Source organism: Thermosynechococcus sp. Uc (assembly GCF_029335995.1).
Classification (GTDB): domain Bacteria; phylum Cyanobacteriota; class Cyanobacteriia; order Thermosynechococcales; family Thermosynechococcaceae; genus Thermosynechococcus.
The window spans coordinates 1-18,147 of record NZ_JARJMS020000104.1 but is presented as its reverse complement, the minus strand read 5'-3'; the positions used below and the strand labels follow the sequence as shown (position 1 = coordinate 18,147).

Genomic DNA, 18,147 nt, shown 5'->3' with positions numbered 1-18,147 from the left:
TACAAAATTTAGACTTTGTGCAAACATCTGCCCTAAGAAGGCACCTCACTAAGGGAAATGCAGCCGCCAGTGGCTATTTGAGCAATGACTCGCTGCAACTGCGCCAGCGATCGCTCGGCCTCGGTGTAGCGATCTTTCCAGTGTTGGATCGCAGTTTCCTGCTCTCGTGCCTGCTGCGCCTGATGGAGAATTTGCTCTTGAAGTTCAGCAATTTGCGCTTCTAGGTGTTGCAGGCGTTCCTGTTGCTGACTGGTGCGCGCCTCCAGTTCTTGGTTGTAGTGTTGGGCAGTCATATATTGCAGGCGCTGTTGCTGATACTCCCGCTCCAGTTCCTGTAACTTAGTTTGAGTTTTTAGCAGAGTTTTACTGAGTCCCTGAATGATGTTGTTTTTATTCTCCTGTGATCCTTGAGCCTGTTGCAGGGCGCTGATGACCCGTTCTTGGGTTTCAATCAAATGGTTGGCTTGGGTAAGGCGACGGTTTAGATCATCAATTTGGGTTTGGCGATCGCTTAACTCTAAACGTGCCTGCTCAAGGCGGGTTTGCAGCAGACTTTTTTCTTCTTGGACTTGGCGCAGTTGGGATTCAAGGAGTTGGCATTCCTGTTCCCGCTGTCGTAGAAGGCGGTGACTATTCACCAATTTGGCTTCGAGGCCATCTTGAGCCTTTAGGAGCCGCTCCACCTCGCGATGTAAATGCTCAATCTCCGTTTGTGATTGCTGAAGAACAGTTTCCAAGGATTGACGATGGTGGCTCATTTCGGCCAACTCGTGGGCACAGGTGGCTTGGGAGCGCAATTGTTCTTGAAGGGCAACGATGGCCTGTTGTTGAATCTGAGCCATTTCCTCAGTGCGAGCCAGTAAATCCTCAAGAAATGCCTGATTGCGCAGTTGTTGCTTTAGTTCATTGATATAGTCTTGGCACTGATCAATGGCTTGCTCTAAGTGCTGAATCCGCCGTTGACTATTCTCATCCTCTGAATTAGTTACCAGCGAGCTTTCCATCAGAGGCTCAGAGATAATCGGATTCCATGGAAAACTAAGTTGCTTGGGGGGCTGTGTTTCCATTGCAGGGGAGGTGAGGATTGTGCCACTCTTCCTTAGTTTAACGGCACAGGGAATTGCCGCTATACTCGGGTCAAGATAAAGAGGCTACCTTCATTGCCTCGGGCAATTCGCAAATCCTCATCGAGGTAGGTAATGTCCAACCAACCCTGTTGATCATTGCTATTAAGAGGCACATCTAGCGCCAGCAGCGGCTGACGGCTGTGCAGTTGGGGAATGAATTGGGAAGGCGAGTAGTAATTCAGCCACTGACGCAGGCCAACAATGGAGCGCTCAAAGTACACCTGCACCCGTTGTGATGTCAAGGGTTCAAACCGTGCCAACACACTGATGATGCCCTCAAGGAAGGGCAAACCATACAATTCAGCAATATTGTAGATGCGCTGCTGTTGCGGACGAATGCACTGATAGATTTGCCCCAGTTTCACCAGAGGAGAGCGATCCAACGCTAGAAGAGCCTGACTGCTGGTGTAGATCAGTCGCCAATCCCCGGCCAGTTTTTCAGGGACATTCAGGGGCTCTGGAGTGGGATTGATGGCTTCAAGGGAGGTGGCAAGGGCAGCCACCTGTTTGCGATCGCGAGGGGTAGCTAAAATACCTCGATTCAGACCAGCGATCGCCATTAACAATTCTGTTTTTGCCACAGTTTACCCCTCCTTATGAAAGAAACTTTTTCGCGCCGACGGGTTGCGCCAAAACCCCCCTGATTCGAGAATGGGAAAAATCCTCTCCCATTCAGGTTACCGAAATGCGGATCGCGCTATTTACCGAGACATTTTTGCCCAAAATTGATGGCATTGTTACCCGTTTGTGTCAAACCGTACGCCATCTGCAACGCAATGGGCATCAGGTATTGGTGGTGGCTCCCGAGGGTGGGTTGGATCATTATGAAGGCGCACAGATCTATGGTGTCTCCGGTTTTCCCCTCCCATTGTATCCTGAACTCAAATTAGCCCTCCCGCGACCTGCCATTGGTAAAGCCCTAGCCACCTTTGAACCCGATCTGATCCATGTGGCCAATCCGGCTGTTTTAGGGTTGGCGGGTTTGTACTACGCGGAGAAATTGCAATTACCCCTAGTGGCCTCCTACCACACCCACTTGCCCCAATATCTGAAGTACTATGGCCTAGGGTTTCTTGAGGAAGTCCTCTGGTCACTGCTGCGGTGGGGGCATAACCGCGCTCAACTGAATTTGTGTACCTCGACAGCAATGGTGGCAGAACTGAAGGCCCACGGGATTCACCATCTTGAGCTGTGGCAGCGGGGTGTTGATGTGGAGTTGTTCCATCCCCAACGCCAAAGTCAAGAAATGCGACATTTTCTCAGTCAAGGGCATCCAGATGCTCCCCTACTGCTCTATGTGGGTCGCCTTTCGGCGGAAAAGGAAATTGAGCAAATTAAACCCATCCTAGAGCAGATTCCTCAAGCACGACTGGCACTTGTGGGCAATGGTCCCCATCGAGATGCCCTGGAAAAACACTTTGCCGGCACACCCACCCATTTTGTTGGCTATCTGCGGGGTGAACGCTTGGCAGCAGCCTTTGCCTCCGCTGATGTCTTTGTCTTTCCCTCGCGCACGGAAACCCTTGGTTTGGTTCTTCTAGAGGCGATGGCGGCAGGCTGTCCGGTGGTGGCCGCCAATAGCGGGGGGATTCCCGATATTGTCACTGATGGAGTGAATGGCTTTTTGTTTGATCCGGCGGATCCTACGGGAGCGATTACGGCTTGTCGGCGTCTTTTTGACTCGCCGGGTGAGCGCGAGACCCTACGCCAAAATGCCCGCCAAGAAGCAGAACGCTGGAGTTGGGCTGCCGCCACCCAGCAATTAGAGCAGTACTATCGGTCTGTTTTGCCAGCGCCACAACGGGATGTGGCTCTCAGTCGTTAACGAACCTTGCGGAGTTCCCCATCTAAGTTCATCCAAATGCCTGATCTGCTTCCTGTAAGTGCGGCAGTTTTAGGGTGGCTTGCTTACCTTGAAGAACGACGTAGAAGCCACCAAGGCCTAGGGGGTCAATGAGTTGGTGTAGCGATTGATGGCGGTTCAAGGCTTGGAGGAGATGGCCATTACTCTGTTGTTGGGCAAGGAGGCGATCGCCCAAGCCTAAGGCCATGAGAAATAAACTCTGACGGGTGATATACAGGGTTTCAAGGCCAAACTTCTCTCCATAGCGAGTCAAGGCAGTCACATCCATATGAGCTGTGATGTCCTGCTCGCCAACAAAACTATAGGGATTGTTGTGGCGGCGATGGCGGTAGTAGCACTGGAGGGTGCCCTCACAGCGGGCAGGATGGTAGTACTGATGTGCGGGATACCCATAGTCAATGGTAAGAACAAAGCCCTGCTCAAGGCGCTGGCTCAGGTCTTTTAACCACGGGATAAGGTTGAGATTGACTTCAGTACGGTAGCCATCAGCATAGCCCTGCTGCTGTGGATCAATGCCAATGGTGGCAAAGTACTCATGGATGCGATCATCCCTTAGGGGGCGCAACACCTCTTGCAAGGCTCCTTGGTTATCAAGGGTTACATAAATTTCCTGCCAGTTGCCCCCCTGCCATTGCAGCCGATGCACTGGAAAAGCATCTATCAGTTCATTGCTAAAGATGCAGCCAATGAGCGATTTAGCAGGGGTCTCAGAACCTTGCCAGTACAGGCGATCGCCCCAACGTGCCAAGCGTTGCTGTTGGCGCTCCCGTAAGCTGGGGGATTGTTCTTGAATCCGATACTCTAGGGCGGCAAAGAAATCGGGATAGGTCGCCTGACTATAACCTAAGACAACATCAGCAAACTCCCCTTCGCCAGCGCCTATTTCCAGCAGCGTAAACCGTTGGGGACAATCCAAAGCGTGCCACATCTGAACAAAGGCTTCGCTGAGGAGTTCGGCAAAATCTCTAGTCAGACTACTGGATGTGATAAAGTCACCCCGTCGGCCAATTTGCATTTGAGGCCGGTTATAGTAGCCCCCCTGTGGTGCGTACAGCGCCAAACTCATAAACTCACAGAAAGAAATGGCGCCTGTTGCCCTGATGCGCTCCTGAAGATCAGCCAATACCTGATTGTTTTTTGGCATCAATCATCCACTCCTGCAATGGGGGCAAAGCCTTGGCGCTGCACATTCTCGATAATGACGTGCGGTTCAAGAAATTGCAGCAGGTCATCGCGTCCACCGGCCTTGGAGCCAATCCCCGAAAGCTTAAAACTACCAAAGGGTTGCCGAGCAACGATCGCTCCGGTAATGCCGCGATTGATGTAAAGGTTGTCCACGGCAAACTGGGCTTTTGCCTGCGGGACTATACCCTTCTGTCAGAGCATAGGCGGTGACATTGGCAAGTTCAAGGGCTTGGACAAAAGTTTTTGCCCGCAGTACCGCCAGCACAGGGTCAAAAATTTCCTTTTCAGCGATCGTAGCACTGGGGCTTCCAGGTAAAGATTGTGGGGAAGACAAAATATCCCACTTCCGCTACTGGCACACTCAGGGCCAGTTTTGCCTCCTGTTGTCCCTTGGCAATATATTCCTGAATGTGATTGCGGGTGGTTGCCGTGATCACTGGTCCAACTCGAGTACTGGGCAAATGGGCTGACCCAATATTGAGAGACGGGGTAGCCGCCACTAACCGCTACACAAAGGGTTGATAGATGGACTCAAGGACAATTACCTGCCAACAGGCGGAGCCCTTCTGGCCGTTGTAGCCAAAGGCCGAATGCACAACTCCTGCTTTCCCATGGTGTTGAAGGGACAATCATTGCTACAAAGAATCAGTAGGTGATTGGCTTACAATGACTGCTGCGGCCGATATATCGTCATTGTTGTTGAGTTGGGTAAATCGGGATTTTGGGCAAGGATGGATAGTAGAAGTAAAGTCCCCCCAGTTTTGTGATTCATGGCTTTCCCCTCGATATGACCCCTGTCTACTTAATTGCCAGTTCCGATGAATGTCCTGCCTACGCCAGTGTACTAGTGGACTGTCCGGGGGTCAGTGAGGCCTACACGTACCAAATTCCTAGGGGTTGGAGGGTGCAGGGGGGCGATGTGGTAGAGGTGCCCTTTGGCGCCCAAGTGGTGCGGGGGATTGTCCTAGAGGTATTGACAACATTACCACCAGCGGTGGATTCGCAGCGGGTAAAAGCACTCCTAGCAATTGTTGATCAGCGCCTTTTCCCCAAAGACTATTGGGCAGTGTTGGAACAAATTGCCCAGTACTACTGCACGCCCTTAATCCAAGTGGTGCGCACTGCTTTACCGCCGGGGGTTTTGGGGCGATCGCAACGGCGAGTGCGCTTGCGCCCCCAACAGGGCATTCCTCCTCTGTCTGAGCAAGGGCAACATCTGCTGCGTTTCCTCCAGAGCAAAAGCGGTGGTGACTACAGTGTGCGCTACCTACAACAACAATTTTCCAAAGTCCAGCGACCCCTTAGTGAACTTGAACGTTTGGGCTTAGTGGAGACCTATCTGGCAGCACCCAGCACTCAACAGCCAAAACGACAACAGGTTGTGGTGCTCCTCAGGGGAAAGGCGGGGGAAGAGCTAACGCAGCGGCAGCGGCGTATTCTCCATTACCTTCAGCAACAGGGTCGCGACTGTCCGCTGCAGGAGGTCCTTAAGGCAATGGGCACCACCCCAGCAACACTACGGCGCCTTGCGGACAAGGGGTACATTGCCATTGTGGAGCAGCAGTGTTGCCGCCTCGAACAGGGAGTAGCAGTAGCACCAGATGCGCCTAAGGTGTTAACACCTGCCCAAGCCACTGCATTGGAGCAAATTCTGCAACATTTAGAAGACGGGAAAACCTTTTTGCTGCACGGGGTCACCGGCTCTGGCAAAACAGAGGTCTATCTGCAGGCAATTGCCGCCTGCCTGCAGCGGGGAAAAACTGCCTTACTGCTAGTGCCGGAGATTGGTTTAACACCGCAGTTAACAGATCGAGTGCGGGCGCGGTTTGGTCAACGGCTTTTGGTCTATCACAGTGGCTTGAGTGAGGGAGAGCGCTATGACACTTGGCGCTTGACACTACTGCAGGAGCCGCGCGTGGTCATCGGGACGCGATCGGCAGTACTCCTGCCCTTGGTGGGACTGGGGCTCATTATTCTCGATGAAGAGCACGATGGTAGTTATAAACAGGATCACCCCCAACCCTGTTACCACGCCCGCACGGTGGCCGAGTGGCGATCGCGCCAACAGTCTATTCCCCTTATTTTGGGAACAGCGACCCCTGCCCTCAGCACATGGCAAGCGGCACAACTTGGACAGATTCACTACCTCTCTCTACCGGAACGCATTCACAGTCGCTCCCTCCCACCAATTACCGTAGTGGACATGCGCCAAGAACTATTTCGCAAGAACTACTCTATGCTCAGCTTGCTCCTCCAAGAAGCCTTAGATCGTTTGAATGGCCAGCAGGCCATTCTCTTTGTTCCCCGTCGCGGATATAGCACGTTTGTTTCCTGCCGCAGTTGTGGTACAGCTCTATACTGTCCCCACTGCAGTGTCTCCCTCACCGCGCACCTTTTTGGCGACAACATAACGGTTCTGCGCTGTCACTACTGCGGCTACCAGCAGGCATTTCCGCAGCGGTGTCCCAACTGTGATTCCCCCTATCTCAAGCCCTTTGGTGGCGGCACGCAGCGGGTGGTTACGGAACTCAATCAGCGATTTCCCCAGTTGCGGGTATTGCGGTTTGACAGTGATACAACCCAACGTCAAGGTTCCCATCGCCAACTCTTGAGCCGCTTTGCCGCCGGCGAAGCAGATGTTATGGTGGGAACACAGATGCTGACTAAGGGAATTGATTTACCCCAAGTGGCACTGGTGGGGATTTTGGCCGCCGATAGCCTACTTCATTTACCAGATTATCAAGCCGGTGAACGAGCGTTTCAGGTGCTTACCCAAGTGGCGGGACGCTCAGGACGTGGCAGCAGTCCAGGGCGAGTTATCCTTCAAACCTATGTCCCTGAGCATAGAGTCATTCAGGCAGTCAAAGAGTATGACTGGAAAACATTTGCAACCCAAGAGCTGAGCGATCGCCAACCCTTGGGCTATCCCCCCCACGCCCAACTCATCCTGCTGCGCCTCAATAGTCCCGATCCAGAGCAAGTGTCAACAACAGCACTGGCGATCGCCCAACAGTTGCAGACACTCCCACCAATTGCAGAGGGGACATGGGAAGTTCTCGGTCCAGCACCCGCCGCCATTGCCAAAATTGCTGACCGCTACCGCTGGCAAATTCTACTCAAAGGCTCCCCAAAAAACTTCTATCAGCTGAGCAAAGCTCTGTGTGATCTCAAAGACCAGTGTCCGCGCTCCACGCGCCTCAGTATTGATGTTGACCCCCTCAATTTCCTTTGAGATTGCCTGACAAGCTTTTAGTCCATGGCAAACTATTTGATTATATAACTATAATAGAATATAAGAGAGCAGTAAAGCAAGGAAAAACTCTTACCCTGTTGCAAATCCCTATGGCCAAGTCAAAGTCTAACAAAAACCAAAAAATTGGGGAAACGGTGAGTGGCTCAGCACTCAAAGCTGCTGCCGAAGTTGAGATCCACCCTGCAAAACTGGGCGATATTACGCAGTATGCTCCAAATAAAGTTGGGCAGCTCTACAGAGGGAGAATCGGCAGTAGTTCCAGTGGCACAGTTTTTGAAGCCCAACAAATGCTGGAGAAAATTCCACCCTCGCAGCGTGCGGGGGCTACTCTTGAGGCGGCAGCGGCTAATGCCCCCCGTGCCTATTTAGAAGGAAAAAAGGCCAACCACATTGTGCCCTACAGCAAAAAGGGGTCGGCACCTTCCAACAACTTAGAGTGGGAAAGCAGCGCACTCAATCGTGCCCGTGGGGCGCAAGCAATGAGTCAGCAAGAACAGATGCAGCTAACAAGCCAAGCTAGGGTTGAGAATCTCAAGGGTGCTCTCAATGCGGGACTAGAAGCAGCCCCCAAAGGTGCAATGATTGGAGCAGGGGCTACTCTTTTTCTCTCTGTGCTCAGAAATGGTTTGGCCTTGGCAAGAAGCGAGATGAACGTAGCTGAAGCTGTTGTCAAAACTACCCAAGAAACAGCCCTTGGAGGTGGCATTGGGGGTGCCAGTGCCTTTACTGTAGCTGCCCTTGCTGCTGTTTTCCCGCCCGTTGCGTCAGCTTTAAGTGTCCTCTCACCAGTGCTGCTGGCTGCTGGAGGAGGAATGATGGTTTATGAAGTCTTCAGGATTTTTAGCGAGCACAGGGAAAAAGTAAGGGAAGCAGCAGAAAACCTTAAGCCACAGGCTTTAGAACAGCCAGAAGTGCACTCTAAATGGGAGACTGAACCCCAGTAGCAACTGCTCTCAGTGAAGGAGAGAGCTGCCGGAGTAAAGATTGCAAACTTCACCTTTGATTACTAGGGTTTGCCGACGGCTGTGCGCTTTGATTCTGGCAACTCAGTGTTGGAGGACTGTGAGATTAAGCTAAAAACAACGGGCGAGGCCATTGGTATTGAGATCATTGGTGAGCACACGGCTCCACAACTACTACGTTGTCAAGTTTGGAGTGGGGAGACAGGCATTCGATGACGAGACGGAACTACGCCCTTCATTGAGGAAATTGTCCCTCCTTCCCTTAGGAATCATCTCTACCGAAGATCCGCTGCAGTCTTCCGCAGAGAAGCTTGAGCAAACCACCACAGCAGGGTGACGGGTACTACGCCTAAAACAAAGCCTAGGGTTGCTGGAATCCAAAAACGCTGATCCAAAGAAGTGAGCGTAATCACAGCGCCAAAGGCAAAATTGACCAGATAGACCAGCAAGGGGGTAATCAGTTGCCCGCGGTTGACCACCACCGGCTTTGGCCACCAGGTGATCATGGCCAGCCCCATAAACACTGCTCCTGTACCTGTCCACCCCAAAATGTTGCGGTAGGGCATGCCAAAGAACTCACCAACATCCTGAAATTGCCAGAAGGGAATGGTGGTTTGACTCATGGCTGGATCCAAAACAAAATCCCAAGCCGTTAAAAAGATTGCTCCTAGGCCAACGGTGATCAGGACTGCCCCAAAACCCACTGGTTTGCCCTCCTGCAGAGGACGACTAATGAAACCGCTATAGGCCAATAGAAACGTGACCAGCCCCATATAAAACCAAGAGAGGGGAATAGTAAAAGGAACAAGGCCAGCAATTTTATACCCCAAACCACTGAGGTAACCGTAATGGCCAAAGGGAAAGCCGGTACTGGTACCCAACAGTTCACTGGTGAGGGAAATTCCCACCGCTGGCAGTAAAAATCCCAACAGCTTTTCTAAGCCAAAGTTGCGATAGACATAAAGGGCGATCGCCAGTGCACCGAGGAGAATATAAACCACCCCTCCATTTCCCATGCTCCACTGAAAAAGCTGCTGACCCCAAGTGGGCAAGGCCAGAATAAACTCAGGATGGGGCACAACGAGGAGCAACCCCGCCAAGCCAAAAGCCATTGCCAAGATGTGACCAATCAGGCACACCTGCTCGGCAGTGTAAAGTGCGTTCTTCATAGGGGCAATCTCAAAGGATAGGGGGCAATTGTTTACAAATGTTAATATGAGTGTACCACTCTCCTGTCTGCTAACCCCCAAAAAGGAGTTAGACCTTGCCAAGGGCATCATACCAATAACACTGCCCCGCCGTTAGCCTTTGGGGGATTACTCAGCTCCTCCTAATGAAGGTGCTGACTGCGCAAAAAGCGGTCAATGTCATCATTGGCACCAATCACCACCATAATGTCCCCCTTATTTAGCTTTTGGCTGGGACTGGGATTGATCTCAAACTTATCATCAAAGCGCAGGGCAATTAGATTGAGGCCATAGCGACTGCGGAGTTCCACCTCCGCAACCGTACGATTGTGAAAGGCTTCAGGCACTTTGACCTCTACAATACTTTTTTCGGGGTCGAGGTCAAACCAATCGAGAATTGCGGGTCGGGTGAGCGATCGCGCCAAGTCACAGCCCGCCTCATATTCTGGAAAGACAACGCGATCTGCCCCCACACGCTCTAGCAGTTTTTTGTGAATCTCTGAGGAAGCCTTGGCAACGACATTGGGCACGCCTCCCTCCTTCAGGTTTAGCGTGGTAATAATACTGGCATCCACATGATTGCCAATGGCTACAATCACTGTTTCAAATTCAAGAAAACCTGCCTCCTTCAGAGCTTGGGGATCTGTGGAGTCCAATTGAATTGCATGATCCACAATGTGATCCTGTAGGACTTGATTGACCAACCGCTCTTGATTGTCACTCCCTAGTACCTCGTAACCCATGCCGTGTAAGGTTTCGCACACCCCTCGGCCAAAGCGCCCCAGACCAATCACGGCAAACTGCTGCGAGATTTTGACCCCGCGCCCGCGAAAGAACATCGCTCCAAAATCCACCATTCGTGAGTTTCCTGTTGGCGTTGCTGTGCCGCTTTAACGACTTTTCTCTAAAATATGGGATACCTCAAGGGGATGCAATCTAGAGCAGCTCTCTTGAACCTGTTTTCTTCTTGGAAAACGGCTCCGCGCTGTTAAGGGGAGGTCAGGGAGTTGCTGAATTGGCCAGTTGCTGGAGACGCTGCTGAATGTGTTCAACGGCTGCACGGGGAGAAAAGCGCGGTACAGGAATGACCTGTTTGGCCGTTACCAAATAGACAACCGGAATTTCGTACTGATAGGCTTGCCACCAGTCTGGGCGACTCGTAATGTCGCGTACTTCAAGGGTAAATTCCTTGAGAGTGGCCAGCTTTTCTTGTAGCCCTTCACACAAGTGGCAGCCAGGCTTGCTATAGAGAATGAGATGACTCACGGTTGGGAGACAGATATAGAGGGGGTATCGCCAATGAAAGTGTGATTCCGTAGGCCAAAAATGGCTTCTACATGGCGGTAGTGCTTGATTTCAATGAGATTGTGGAAGGGGTCTGCCAAGAAGAAGGTTTGATGCTCTAGGGGAGTGTTGGGAAAGCGGGTGCGCGGCGGCTGATAAAATTCAAGCCCTTTTTTGACCACGCGATCGCGCAGGTTTTGCCAGTCGGCCTGAGCCAAAAAAATCAGGCCAAAGTGGCGCGGATAGATGTTTTTAGGGGGGGTTAGGGGTTCATCGGTGACATGGGCTACCAGTTGATGGCCATACAGCTTGAGGATTAGACAGTGGGGGTTTTCCCGCCCTGGTTCACAGCCCAACCCGTCAATATAGTAGGCTTTAGTGTCCGCCAGATTGTTGACAGGAAATGCCAAGTGGAACAACACAGGAGCGATCGCTAACTGCGCCATGGACCCTCTTAAAAAACAGCGAAATTATCAACTATTTTAGCAGGCTCTCTTTTCTTCAGCGCCCACTTTACTTACACCGAAATGGAGAGCAAGGATAGGGATAGTAAGGTACTCCATAAGGCGAGTAGTAAATCACCGGGCGAGGTGGATAGGGCACCGGTACAATAATGTAAGTCTGGGATTGCCCCGGCGGACGGTAAAAGATGGGATTGTAGGGAGTATATTGCGGGGTCTGTGGCCGCCCAAAAGACTCTAGGCCGGGGAAAAAGACATCTACCCCCGGCTGATTGGGAAAGAGGGGATAGGCGGCACGCATTGGGGGGGCGATCGCCAGCAGCGTCATGAGACTACCGATGGCCAGCGAGAGGAAGCGTAACATACAAGCCTCCAGTGAGAGAGTGCCTTTGGTGACGCTCAGCTAGCTAAGGAAGTTCCCGCAGAACGCGACTTAAAATCTCCACCATTTGATCAATGTGCGATCGCTCCACAATCAATGGAGGCGAGAGGGCAATAATATCCCCTGTGACTCGAATCAGCAGCCCCGCCTCAAAGGCGCGACAGAGGGCATCATAGCCACGGGCACCCCCTTGACCTTCCCGCGGTGCTAATTCAATGCCGGCCACCAAGCCCAAATTGCGAATGTCAATCACATGGGGCAGCCCCCGCAAGCTGTGGACAGCCTCCTGCCAATAGGGGGCAAGGGCAGCCGCCCGCTCAAATAGAGCCTCCTTTTCGTAGATTTCTAGGGTGGCTAAGGCAGCTGCACAGGCAAGGGGATGTCCCGAATAGGTATAGCCATGGAAAAACTCTATTTGCCCCAATGGCCCTTGCATAAAGGTTTCATAGATTTCATCGCGGACAATGACTGCCCCCATGGGCACAGCAGCATTGGTCAACCCCTTGGCCACAGTGATTAGATCTGGAGTAACGCCAAAGTATTGGCTGGCAAAGGGAGCACCAAGACGGCCAAAGCCAGTAATTACCTCATCAAAAATCAGCAGGATGCCATAGCGATCGCAAATGGCACGCAGGCGTTCTAAGTACCCCTGGGGCGGAATCAAAACACCCGTAGAACCCGCCAAGGGTTCGACAATGACAGCGGCAATTGTTGAGGCATCATGCAGAGCCACCAACCGCTCTAGCTCATCGGCTAAATGCGCTCCCCAAGCTGGCTGACCTTTGCTGAAGGCATTTTGTTCAAGATTGTGGGTGTGGGGCAGATGATCTACCCCTGCCAAAAGAGAACCAAAGAACTTGCGATTGGGAGCAATGCCTCCTACGGAAATTCCACCAAAGCCGACTCCGTGATAGCCCCGCTCACGCCCAATGAGCCGTTGGCGACTGCCTTCTCCCCGCAAGCGATGGTAAGCTAGGGCAATTTTCAAGGCTGTGTCCACCGCCTCAGAGCCAGAATTGGCAAAAAAGATATGGTTGAGAGGCTCAGGGGTAATGGCACGCAGGCGATCGGCAACTTGAAACGGCCCCGGATGCCCCATCTGAAAGGTGGGGGCAAAATCCAAGGTAGCTGCCTGTCGGGCGATCGCGCTCAAGATTTCAGGGCGGCAGTGTCCAGCATTGACACACCACAACCCCGCTGTGGCATCGAGAATAGATCGGCCATCAATACTTGTGTAGTACATCCCCGCCGCTGACACCAGAAGGCGAGGGCTTTGCTTAAACTGCCGATTGGCCGTAAAGGGCATCCAAAAGGGGTCGAGGTTAATCTCTGCAAGGGTAGGCAGCGTCATTACACTAAAACTAGAAAGCCAATTTGAACTAATTGGTGTCTCTGATGGAGGGAATTAGGCCAATAATATCGCGATAGGCCGCCACAATGACACAACTACTCCAAGGAGTTGTCACCAACACCCCTACACCGCAGAGGCACAAGCCTAAAGTATGAACTCAAACCTTAACTTAAAGGCGGGGGAAGGAATTCCAAGAATTGTTACAAGTGATGCGTCAATGACTTCTCGATAAAGAGAAGGCGGGGGAATGATGTTCAGTCTTGTGGCGACGATCGCCTTGGGTTTGTTAGCGGTGTTTTCTTGGACACCTTTGGCTCATAGCCAAACCCATAGCACGCTACAGGTGGGGGCAACGGTCATTAAAACCTGCCAAGTCAGCCGACCCGCCCAACCTTCGAACCTACGAAATGGGAACTACAGCTTACAGACCGATTGCGTCCAACCAACTTCAACAAACCCTGTGGAACAAGTGGTGCCGTTACCTAAGGAATGAGGATTGATGGACAATGCTCAGCCAACAATGATGCGGTTGGTTACCTATTAAGCGCTATAAGCGGTTGGCAACAAAATTTCACCTGCATGGCTCAGAGGCCAAGGACGGGCGATCGCTCAACCAACAACATTCTCAAGGGTGACAAATCCCCAAATGTGGGAGTCATTGCTGTGGTTGCGGTTATCCCCGTACCAAAGAGCATCTTTTTTGGCGCTGTGACGGGGGATAGGGTCTGGATGGGGAGATTGTTTGCAACAGCAGTGGGGCGATCGCTAACAATAGGTGATCTTTTCCACCGCAAGGCGATCGCCTAGCCAGAAAATTCACTCTATTGACTCCGAGGGAATAAAAGCGACTCAGTTACAAAAATGCAAATCATAAAATTAATATTAGACACTGTTCCTAGGGCTTCAGTTTTTTTTAATCTCTGGCACCCGTAGCCCCTTGCTAGCCAGCCACTCTGGGTTAAAAAGCCGCGATTGATAGCGGGAACCCCCATCGCACAGCACAGTGACAATCGTGTGGCCAGGACCAAGTTCCTTAGCAAGGCGCACCGCTGCCCCCACATTAATACCCACGGAGCCACCCAGGAAAAGGCCATCGTAGTGCAGCAGTTGATAAATGATTTCAAGGCACTCTTGATCCTCAATTTGAATCGCATCATCAATGGGAGCGCCTGCTAAGTTTGCCGTAATGCGGCTATTGCCAATGCCTTCAGTAATGGAACTACCACTACTGCTGAGGGTACCTGTTTTTACATAGCTATAGATGGCACTGCCCATTGGATCGGCAATCACGGTGCGAATGGCCGGATTTTTTTCCTTCAGGTACATGGCTACACCTGCATAGGTTCCCCCAGTGCCGGTTGCCGCTACCCAGACATCAATTCGGCCATCGGTTTGCTGCCAAATTTCAGGTCCTGTGGTTTCATAATGGGCTTGGCGATTGGCAAGGTTATCGAATTGGTTTGCCCAGATGGCATTCTCCATTTCAGCAGCAATACGCCCGGAGAGCTTCACATAGTTATTGGGATCTTTATAGGGTACGGCAGGAACCGGGCGCACCTCGGCACCCAGAGTACGCAGTAAGTCAATTTTCTCTTGGGATTGAGTCTCAGGAATAACAATTAGGCACTTGTAGCCCTTAGCATTGCAGATGTGGGCTAGGCCAATGCCCGTATTGCCCGCTGTACCTTCGACCACAGTACCGCCGGGTTTGAGGAGGCCTTTTTTTTCAGCATCTTCAATGATGTAAAGGGCTGCCCGATCCTTGACAGAGCCACCGGGGTTGAGGAACTCTGCCTTACCGAGAATTTCACAGCCTGTGAGGTCACTAAAGTAGTTCAGGCGAATCAGCGGCGTCTGACCGATGGTGCCCACAAAACCCTGTTTGATATCCATGCCGTCGTTATTGGGAGTTGACTGAATACTTTTATGGTAAAGGGGTTTGCCGCCAGAATTTCCTTGAGGGGGCGATTCCAAAGCGTGCCTTTAGCATTCGCTTTTGCTATGATTAAAGATCCAAAGATCCTTGGAGAGGTGGCAGAGTGGTTGAATGCGCTTGACTCGAAATCAAGTTTAGGGTAACACCTAACGGGGGTTCGAATCCCCCCCTCTCCGTTCACTTGGTATCACTCTCAGTGGAGTGAGCTAGAGAGCCAGAAGTGTTGAACAATAGACGAAAGCATGGCAGCTCAGGGAGAGTGACTTTTCCCATAGATTCTACAGTGATAACGTTAACCAGTAAGCTGCTGTGGCAAGAGGGATATCCTGCGGTAAAACTCTGAATGGGTTTAGGATCACAGATTGTTAGAGCGGTTGATGACGAAGAATTTGAATGAGGTCGTCAACCAAATATACATGGTCTTGATTGCGTATTTAATTTTGGAGCTAGTGGACATACCAGAATACTTTGCGAGGAAACTGTTAGATAAGTTGAGATATTTGCAATTAGAACTCAGTCGGCGATGTTCAGGGCATTGGAACTTTGATTGGCAGCCAGAGCGACTTGTGGCCTCTCGCATCCACTCGACGCAGGCTTAGAGTGTTAAGTTTTGTTACAGAATCCAACACTTCTAGATTTGAAGCACTTTAGAGGATGTGTTCTTGAAGGTAAAGCTCGGCCTTGTCGGGGGGCAGCGGCGGAGCAAAAAGATAGCCTTGGCCATAGGGACAACGCAGAGATCGCAACAGTTGTAGTTGAGTCGTGTTTTCAATGCCCTCAGCAATGCAATCAAGGTGCAGGTTGTGCGCCAGAACCAAAATTGTGTGTACCACCTCTAGGTCTTCTTGACTGCGATCCATTTGGGAAATGAAGGAGCGGTCAATTTTAATGCCATCTAGAGGAAGATTGCGCAAATAGCTCAGGGAGGAATACCCGATGCCAAAGTCATCAATGTTAATGCGTACGCCCATCTCCTTTAGCTTAGTGAGAATTTCGCAAGCAGAGTCCAGGTGCTGCATCAGCACACTTTCAGTGATTTCGATCTTGAGAAACTGCCCGCTCAAGTGACGATGCTCAAGAGTTTGTTGAATTTCAGCCACAAGGGTAGGCAAAGAAAATTGATTGGCAGAAAGATTAACACTCATTGTAAAGCCCATAGACTGGAGTTTGGGGTACTTTTGCTGCCACTGCTGCAACTGCTCACAGGCATTGTGCAAAACCCAGCGGGAGAGTTCAAAAATTAGTCCCGTTTCTTCGGCAAGAGGAATAAAGACTTTAGGGGAAATGAGGGTATCCCCCTTTTGCCAGCGGATTAGGGCTTCAAAGCTTCTTGGAGATTGGCTACGGAGATTGACAATGGGCTGATAGTGTAAGGTCAGGTCACCCCGTTCAATGGCTTGCCGCAGTTCCACTTCTAAATACAGGCGATCGCGCACCTGTTGTAGCAGGGCTGGGTTAAAAGTACCGATGCAATTGTGCCCCTTTGTTTTGGCATGGTACATGGCCATGTTGGCATCGCGTAGGAGTTCTTCACTGCTGGTGTAATGGGCCTCTCCCATCACTAGGCCAATACTCACAGTGCTGTAGAGGGTGTAGTGATCAATTTCAAAGGGGTGACTGAGGCGCTCCCGCAGGTTTTCGGCAATGACTTGAGCCTGTTCTACGCCCTGAATGTCGTTGAGCAACACGGCAAATTCATCACCCCCTAAACGGGCTACCACATCTTGAGGACTGACACAACCACTGAGCCGCTTGGCAAATGCTTGCAGGAACAAATCGCCAATGGTGTGTCCCAGACTGTCGTTGAAGGTCTTGAAGCGATCCAAATCTAAACAAAGAACAGCGTAGTGGTAGTTGGGGTGCTCTGCAGCATAGTTGAGGGTTGTGCGCAAGTGTTCCTCAAAAAACCAACGATTGGGTAAATGGGTGAGGTAGTCATGGCGTGTTTGGTAGAGGAGTTGGGCTTCGATTGCTTTGCGTTCTTGAATTTCCGTTTGCGCTTTTTGATAGAGTTCTGCTTGCAAAATGGCGATCGCCAACTGGGTTGAAATTTGCTTAATCAATTCAATTTCGCTGTCTTGCCAGTCGCGAGGATGATCACATTGGTGACAGAGCAGCAATCCCCAAAGCCGCTCTTCCACTACAATGGGGACAACTAAATTGGCCTTGACTTGATAGTGCACTAGCAGGTCACGATAGCAGGGAACAACAGCCGCTGTGTCTAAGTTATTCACTACGTGGATACGACCCCGCCTATAGGCTTCAAGATACTGTTCTGTAAAGCAGGAGTCCCCCACCACATCCCCCAAAGCCGACAACCAAGGAGGAACCACAGCTTCGACATCCATAATGCCCCGCCAGTCATCAAGGAAGCGATAGATGAGGACGCGATCGCACCCTAGGAGTTGGCGCACATCCTTGACGGCAGTTTCGAGAATTGTGCTCAGATCAAGGGATTGGTGAATGTGCTGGGTAATCTGCACAAGCAGGCGATCGTATTGGGCTTGGCGCAGCAGTTGTTGTTCCACTTGGTGGCGATCGATGGCATGGCGAAAACTGCGCGCCAGTAAATTGGGGGTCAGTTCCCCAATAGTTAAATAGTCCTGAGCACCACTGTGGAGAATCTGCGTGGCCAAATCGGGGCGATCGCCAAGATTAATCACAACTAGGGGCAATTGTGGATAACGTTGCTGGAGTGTTTGTACTTTTTTAAGAACGTGATCCCCTTGAGCAATGAGAACAAGCAGATGAGGTTTGGCCTGAGCAACCACACCAGGGGTTAAGTGAGAATATAAACAGGTGTGAACTTGGTAGTAAATGTCATTAATCTTTGCGAGATGGGGATACAAAATTTTACCCGATTGGGGGATGTTTTCAATGATTAGTAAGCTCAGCAAAGATACTGAAGATGGCGATGACGAACAAAAGCACAATGCCTGATCTGCGTTTGTTTCTGGTATCTCCAGTGGCTCATGGGGATCATCGTTCATCACAGGAAGTATCGTTACTTTTTTGAGCATTTTTTATGATTGATTCAACAGGACTTCTACTATAGTGAGCTAATAAAATATTTTGATTTTGAGTGAGTATTAATTTTTCTTTCTAAATCTATCATAGCGACTGAGGGAGATCACTGTGGCAATGCAATGAATAGG

16 protein-coding genes, 1 tRNA gene and 2 pseudogenes are annotated in these 18,147 nt (G+C 51.1%); 6 read left to right on the top strand and 13 right to left on the bottom strand.

The features are described 5' to 3' along the window. Positions 1 to 32 precede the first annotated feature (32 nt). Together P3X23_RS11595 and P3X23_RS11590 are read right to left on the bottom strand one after the other, a co-directional pair. Positions 33 to 1,004: a hypothetical protein gene (locus tag P3X23_RS11595; RefSeq protein WP_300876933.1), complete on the bottom strand. Its 972-nt coding sequence runs from the start codon at positions 1,002 to 1,004 to the stop codon at positions 33 to 35. Between the two features lie 122 nt (positions 1,005 to 1,126). Next, positions 1,127 to 1,708: a PAP/fibrillin family protein gene (locus tag P3X23_RS11590; RefSeq protein WP_300876931.1), complete on the bottom strand. Its 582-nt coding sequence runs from the start codon at positions 1,706 to 1,708 to the stop codon at positions 1,127 to 1,129. 104 nt (positions 1,709 to 1,812) lie between these two features. On the opposite strand from P3X23_RS11590, the gene P3X23_RS11585 reads away from it, so the two are divergent. Beyond that, positions 1,813 to 2,952 carry a glycosyltransferase family 1 protein gene (locus P3X23_RS11585; RefSeq protein WP_300876929.1) on the top strand — a complete coding sequence of 380 codons (1,140 nt, stop codon included), beginning with the start codon at positions 1,813 to 1,815 and terminating at the stop codon, positions 2,950 to 2,952. Between the two features lie 28 nt (positions 2,953 to 2,980). On the opposite strand, the gene P3X23_RS11580 is transcribed toward P3X23_RS11585, so the two are convergent. Both P3X23_RS11580 and P3X23_RS12065 read right to left on the bottom strand, forming a co-directional pair. After that, positions 2,981 to 4,135 (bottom strand): SAM-dependent methyltransferase, encoded by a 1,155-nt coding sequence (locus tag P3X23_RS11580; RefSeq protein WP_300876926.1) that lies wholly within the window; start codon positions 4,133 to 4,135, stop codon positions 2,981 to 2,983. After that, positions 4,135 to 4,781 (bottom strand): annotated as a pseudogene (locus P3X23_RS12065) (aldehyde dehydrogenase family protein); the annotation flags it as partial. The gene P3X23_RS11580 and the pseudogene P3X23_RS12065, both read right to left, overlap by 1 nt. A 182-nt stretch (positions 4,782 to 4,963) precedes the next feature. Between P3X23_RS12065 and priA the strand changes: the two are divergent. Together priA and P3X23_RS11555 are read left to right on the top strand one after the other, a co-directional pair. After that, positions 4,964 to 7,408 carry a primosomal protein N' gene (priA, locus tag P3X23_RS11560; protein WP_300876920.1) on the top strand — a complete coding sequence of 815 codons (2,445 nt, stop codon included), beginning with the start codon at positions 4,964 to 4,966 and terminating at the stop codon, positions 7,406 to 7,408. Positions 7,409 to 7,518: 110 nt separating this feature from the next. Next, entirely contained in the window at positions 7,519 to 8,373 is an 855-nt protein-coding gene (locus tag P3X23_RS11555) for a hypothetical protein (RefSeq protein ID WP_300876917.1), read from the top strand. Between the two features lie 293 nt (positions 8,374 to 8,666). Here the strand turns inward: P3X23_RS11555 and cruF are convergent, their stop codons facing one another. The 6 genes from cruF to P3X23_RS11525 form a co-directional block, all read right to left on the bottom strand. Beyond that, positions 8,667 to 9,560, bottom strand: a complete 894-nt coding sequence (gene cruF, locus P3X23_RS11550; RefSeq protein WP_300876914.1) for a gamma-carotene 1'-hydroxylase CruF — start codon at positions 9,558 to 9,560, stop codon at positions 8,667 to 8,669. A 161-nt stretch (positions 9,561 to 9,721) separates the two neighbouring features. Further along, positions 9,722 to 10,435 carry a TrkA family potassium uptake protein gene (locus tag P3X23_RS11545; protein WP_300876911.1) on the bottom strand — a complete coding sequence of 238 codons (714 nt, stop codon included), beginning with the start codon at positions 10,433 to 10,435 and terminating at the stop codon, positions 9,722 to 9,724. A gap of 142 nt (positions 10,436 to 10,577) precedes the next feature. Further along, positions 10,578 to 10,844 (bottom strand): glutaredoxin family protein, encoded by a 267-nt coding sequence (locus P3X23_RS11540; protein WP_300876909.1) that lies wholly within the window; start codon positions 10,842 to 10,844, stop codon positions 10,578 to 10,580. Beyond that, entirely contained in the window at positions 10,841 to 11,308 is a 468-nt protein-coding gene (locus P3X23_RS11535; RefSeq protein WP_300876907.1) for a VOC family protein, read from the bottom strand. Before P3X23_RS11535 ends, P3X23_RS11540 begins: the two co-directional genes overlap by 4 nt. Positions 11,309 to 11,375: 67 nt before the next feature. Further along, positions 11,376 to 11,687 (bottom strand): hypothetical protein, encoded by a 312-nt coding sequence (locus P3X23_RS11530; RefSeq protein ID WP_300876904.1) that lies wholly within the window; start codon positions 11,685 to 11,687, stop codon positions 11,376 to 11,378. 43 nt (positions 11,688 to 11,730) lie between these two features. Continuing rightward, complete coding sequence (locus P3X23_RS11525) at positions 11,731 to 13,056, bottom strand: aspartate aminotransferase family protein (RefSeq protein ID WP_300876901.1); 1,326 nt, start codon at positions 13,054 to 13,056, stop codon at positions 11,731 to 11,733. A 247-nt stretch (positions 13,057 to 13,303) separates the two neighbouring features. Between P3X23_RS11525 and P3X23_RS11520 the strand changes: the two genes are divergently transcribed. Beyond that, positions 13,304 to 13,549 carry a hypothetical protein gene (locus P3X23_RS11520; protein ID WP_300876898.1) on the top strand — a complete coding sequence of 82 codons (246 nt, stop codon included), beginning with the start codon at positions 13,304 to 13,306 and terminating at the stop codon, positions 13,547 to 13,549. A gap of 116 nt (positions 13,550 to 13,665) precedes the next feature. Here the strand turns inward: P3X23_RS11520 and P3X23_RS11515 are convergent, their stop codons facing one another. Both P3X23_RS11515 and P3X23_RS11510 read right to left on the bottom strand, forming a co-directional pair. Then, positions 13,666 to 13,776, bottom strand: coding sequence for a S26 family signal peptidase (locus P3X23_RS11515; protein WP_300877053.1), 111 nt, complete (start codon positions 13,774 to 13,776; stop codon positions 13,666 to 13,668). A 183-nt stretch (positions 13,777 to 13,959) separates the two neighbouring features. Continuing rightward, positions 13,960 to 14,949: a cysteine synthase A gene (locus P3X23_RS11510; RefSeq protein WP_300877050.1), complete on the bottom strand. Its 990-nt coding sequence runs from the start codon at positions 14,947 to 14,949 to the stop codon at positions 13,960 to 13,962. 132 nt (positions 14,950 to 15,081) lie between these two features. Between P3X23_RS11510 and P3X23_RS11505 the strand changes: the two genes are divergently transcribed. Then, positions 15,082 to 15,168 (top strand) — tRNA-Ser (locus P3X23_RS11505). A 189-nt stretch (positions 15,169 to 15,357) separates the two neighbouring features. Continuing rightward, positions 15,358 to 15,591 (top strand): annotated as a pseudogene (locus P3X23_RS11500) (hypothetical protein); the annotation flags it as partial. Between the two features lie 48 nt (positions 15,592 to 15,639). Here P3X23_RS11500 and P3X23_RS11495 read toward each other — a convergent pair. Beyond that, a complete protein-coding gene (locus P3X23_RS11495) occupies positions 15,640 to 17,889 on the bottom strand; it encodes an EAL domain-containing protein (protein WP_300876895.1) in 2,250 nt (749 codons plus the stop codon). Positions 17,890 to 18,147 lie beyond the last annotated feature (258 nt).

Excerpts from the sequence above, each read along its gene's own strand:
- P3X23_RS11595 (WP_300876933.1), bottom strand. The coding sequence starts at position 1,004 with ATGGAAAGCTCGCTGGTAACTAATTCAGAGGATGAGAATAGTCAACGG.
- P3X23_RS11585 (WP_300876929.1), top strand. The coding sequence starts at position 1,813 with ATGCGGATCGCGCTATTTACCGAGACATTTTTGCCCAAAATTGATGGC.
- P3X23_RS11580 (WP_300876926.1), bottom strand. The coding sequence starts at position 4,135 with ATGCCAAAAAACAATCAGGTATTGGCTGATCTTCAGGAGCGCATCAGG.
- priA (WP_300876920.1), top strand. The coding sequence starts at position 4,964 with ATGACCCCTGTCTACTTAATTGCCAGTTCCGATGAATGTCCTGCCTAC.
- P3X23_RS11555 (WP_300876917.1), top strand. The coding sequence starts at position 7,519 with ATGGCCAAGTCAAAGTCTAACAAAAACCAAAAAATTGGGGAAACGGTG.
- cruF (WP_300876914.1), bottom strand. The coding sequence starts at position 9,560 with ATGAAGAACGCACTTTACACTGCCGAGCAGGTGTGCCTGATTGGTCAC.
- P3X23_RS11545 (WP_300876911.1), bottom strand. The coding sequence starts at position 10,435 with ATGGTGGATTTTGGAGCGATGTTCTTTCGCGGGCGCGGGGTCAAAATC.
- P3X23_RS11535 (WP_300876907.1), bottom strand. The coding sequence starts at position 11,308 with ATGGCGCAGTTAGCGATCGCTCCTGTGTTGTTCCACTTGGCATTTCCT.
- P3X23_RS11530 (WP_300876904.1), bottom strand. The coding sequence starts at position 11,687 with ATGTTACGCTTCCTCTCGCTGGCCATCGGTAGTCTCATGACGCTGCTG.
- P3X23_RS11525 (WP_300876901.1), bottom strand. The coding sequence starts at position 13,056 with ATGACGCTGCCTACCCTTGCAGAGATTAACCTCGACCCCTTTTGGATG.
- P3X23_RS11520 (WP_300876898.1), top strand. The coding sequence starts at position 13,304 with ATGATGTTCAGTCTTGTGGCGACGATCGCCTTGGGTTTGTTAGCGGTG.
- P3X23_RS11510 (WP_300877050.1), bottom strand. The coding sequence starts at position 14,949 with ATGGATATCAAACAGGGTTTTGTGGGCACCATCGGTCAGACGCCGCTG.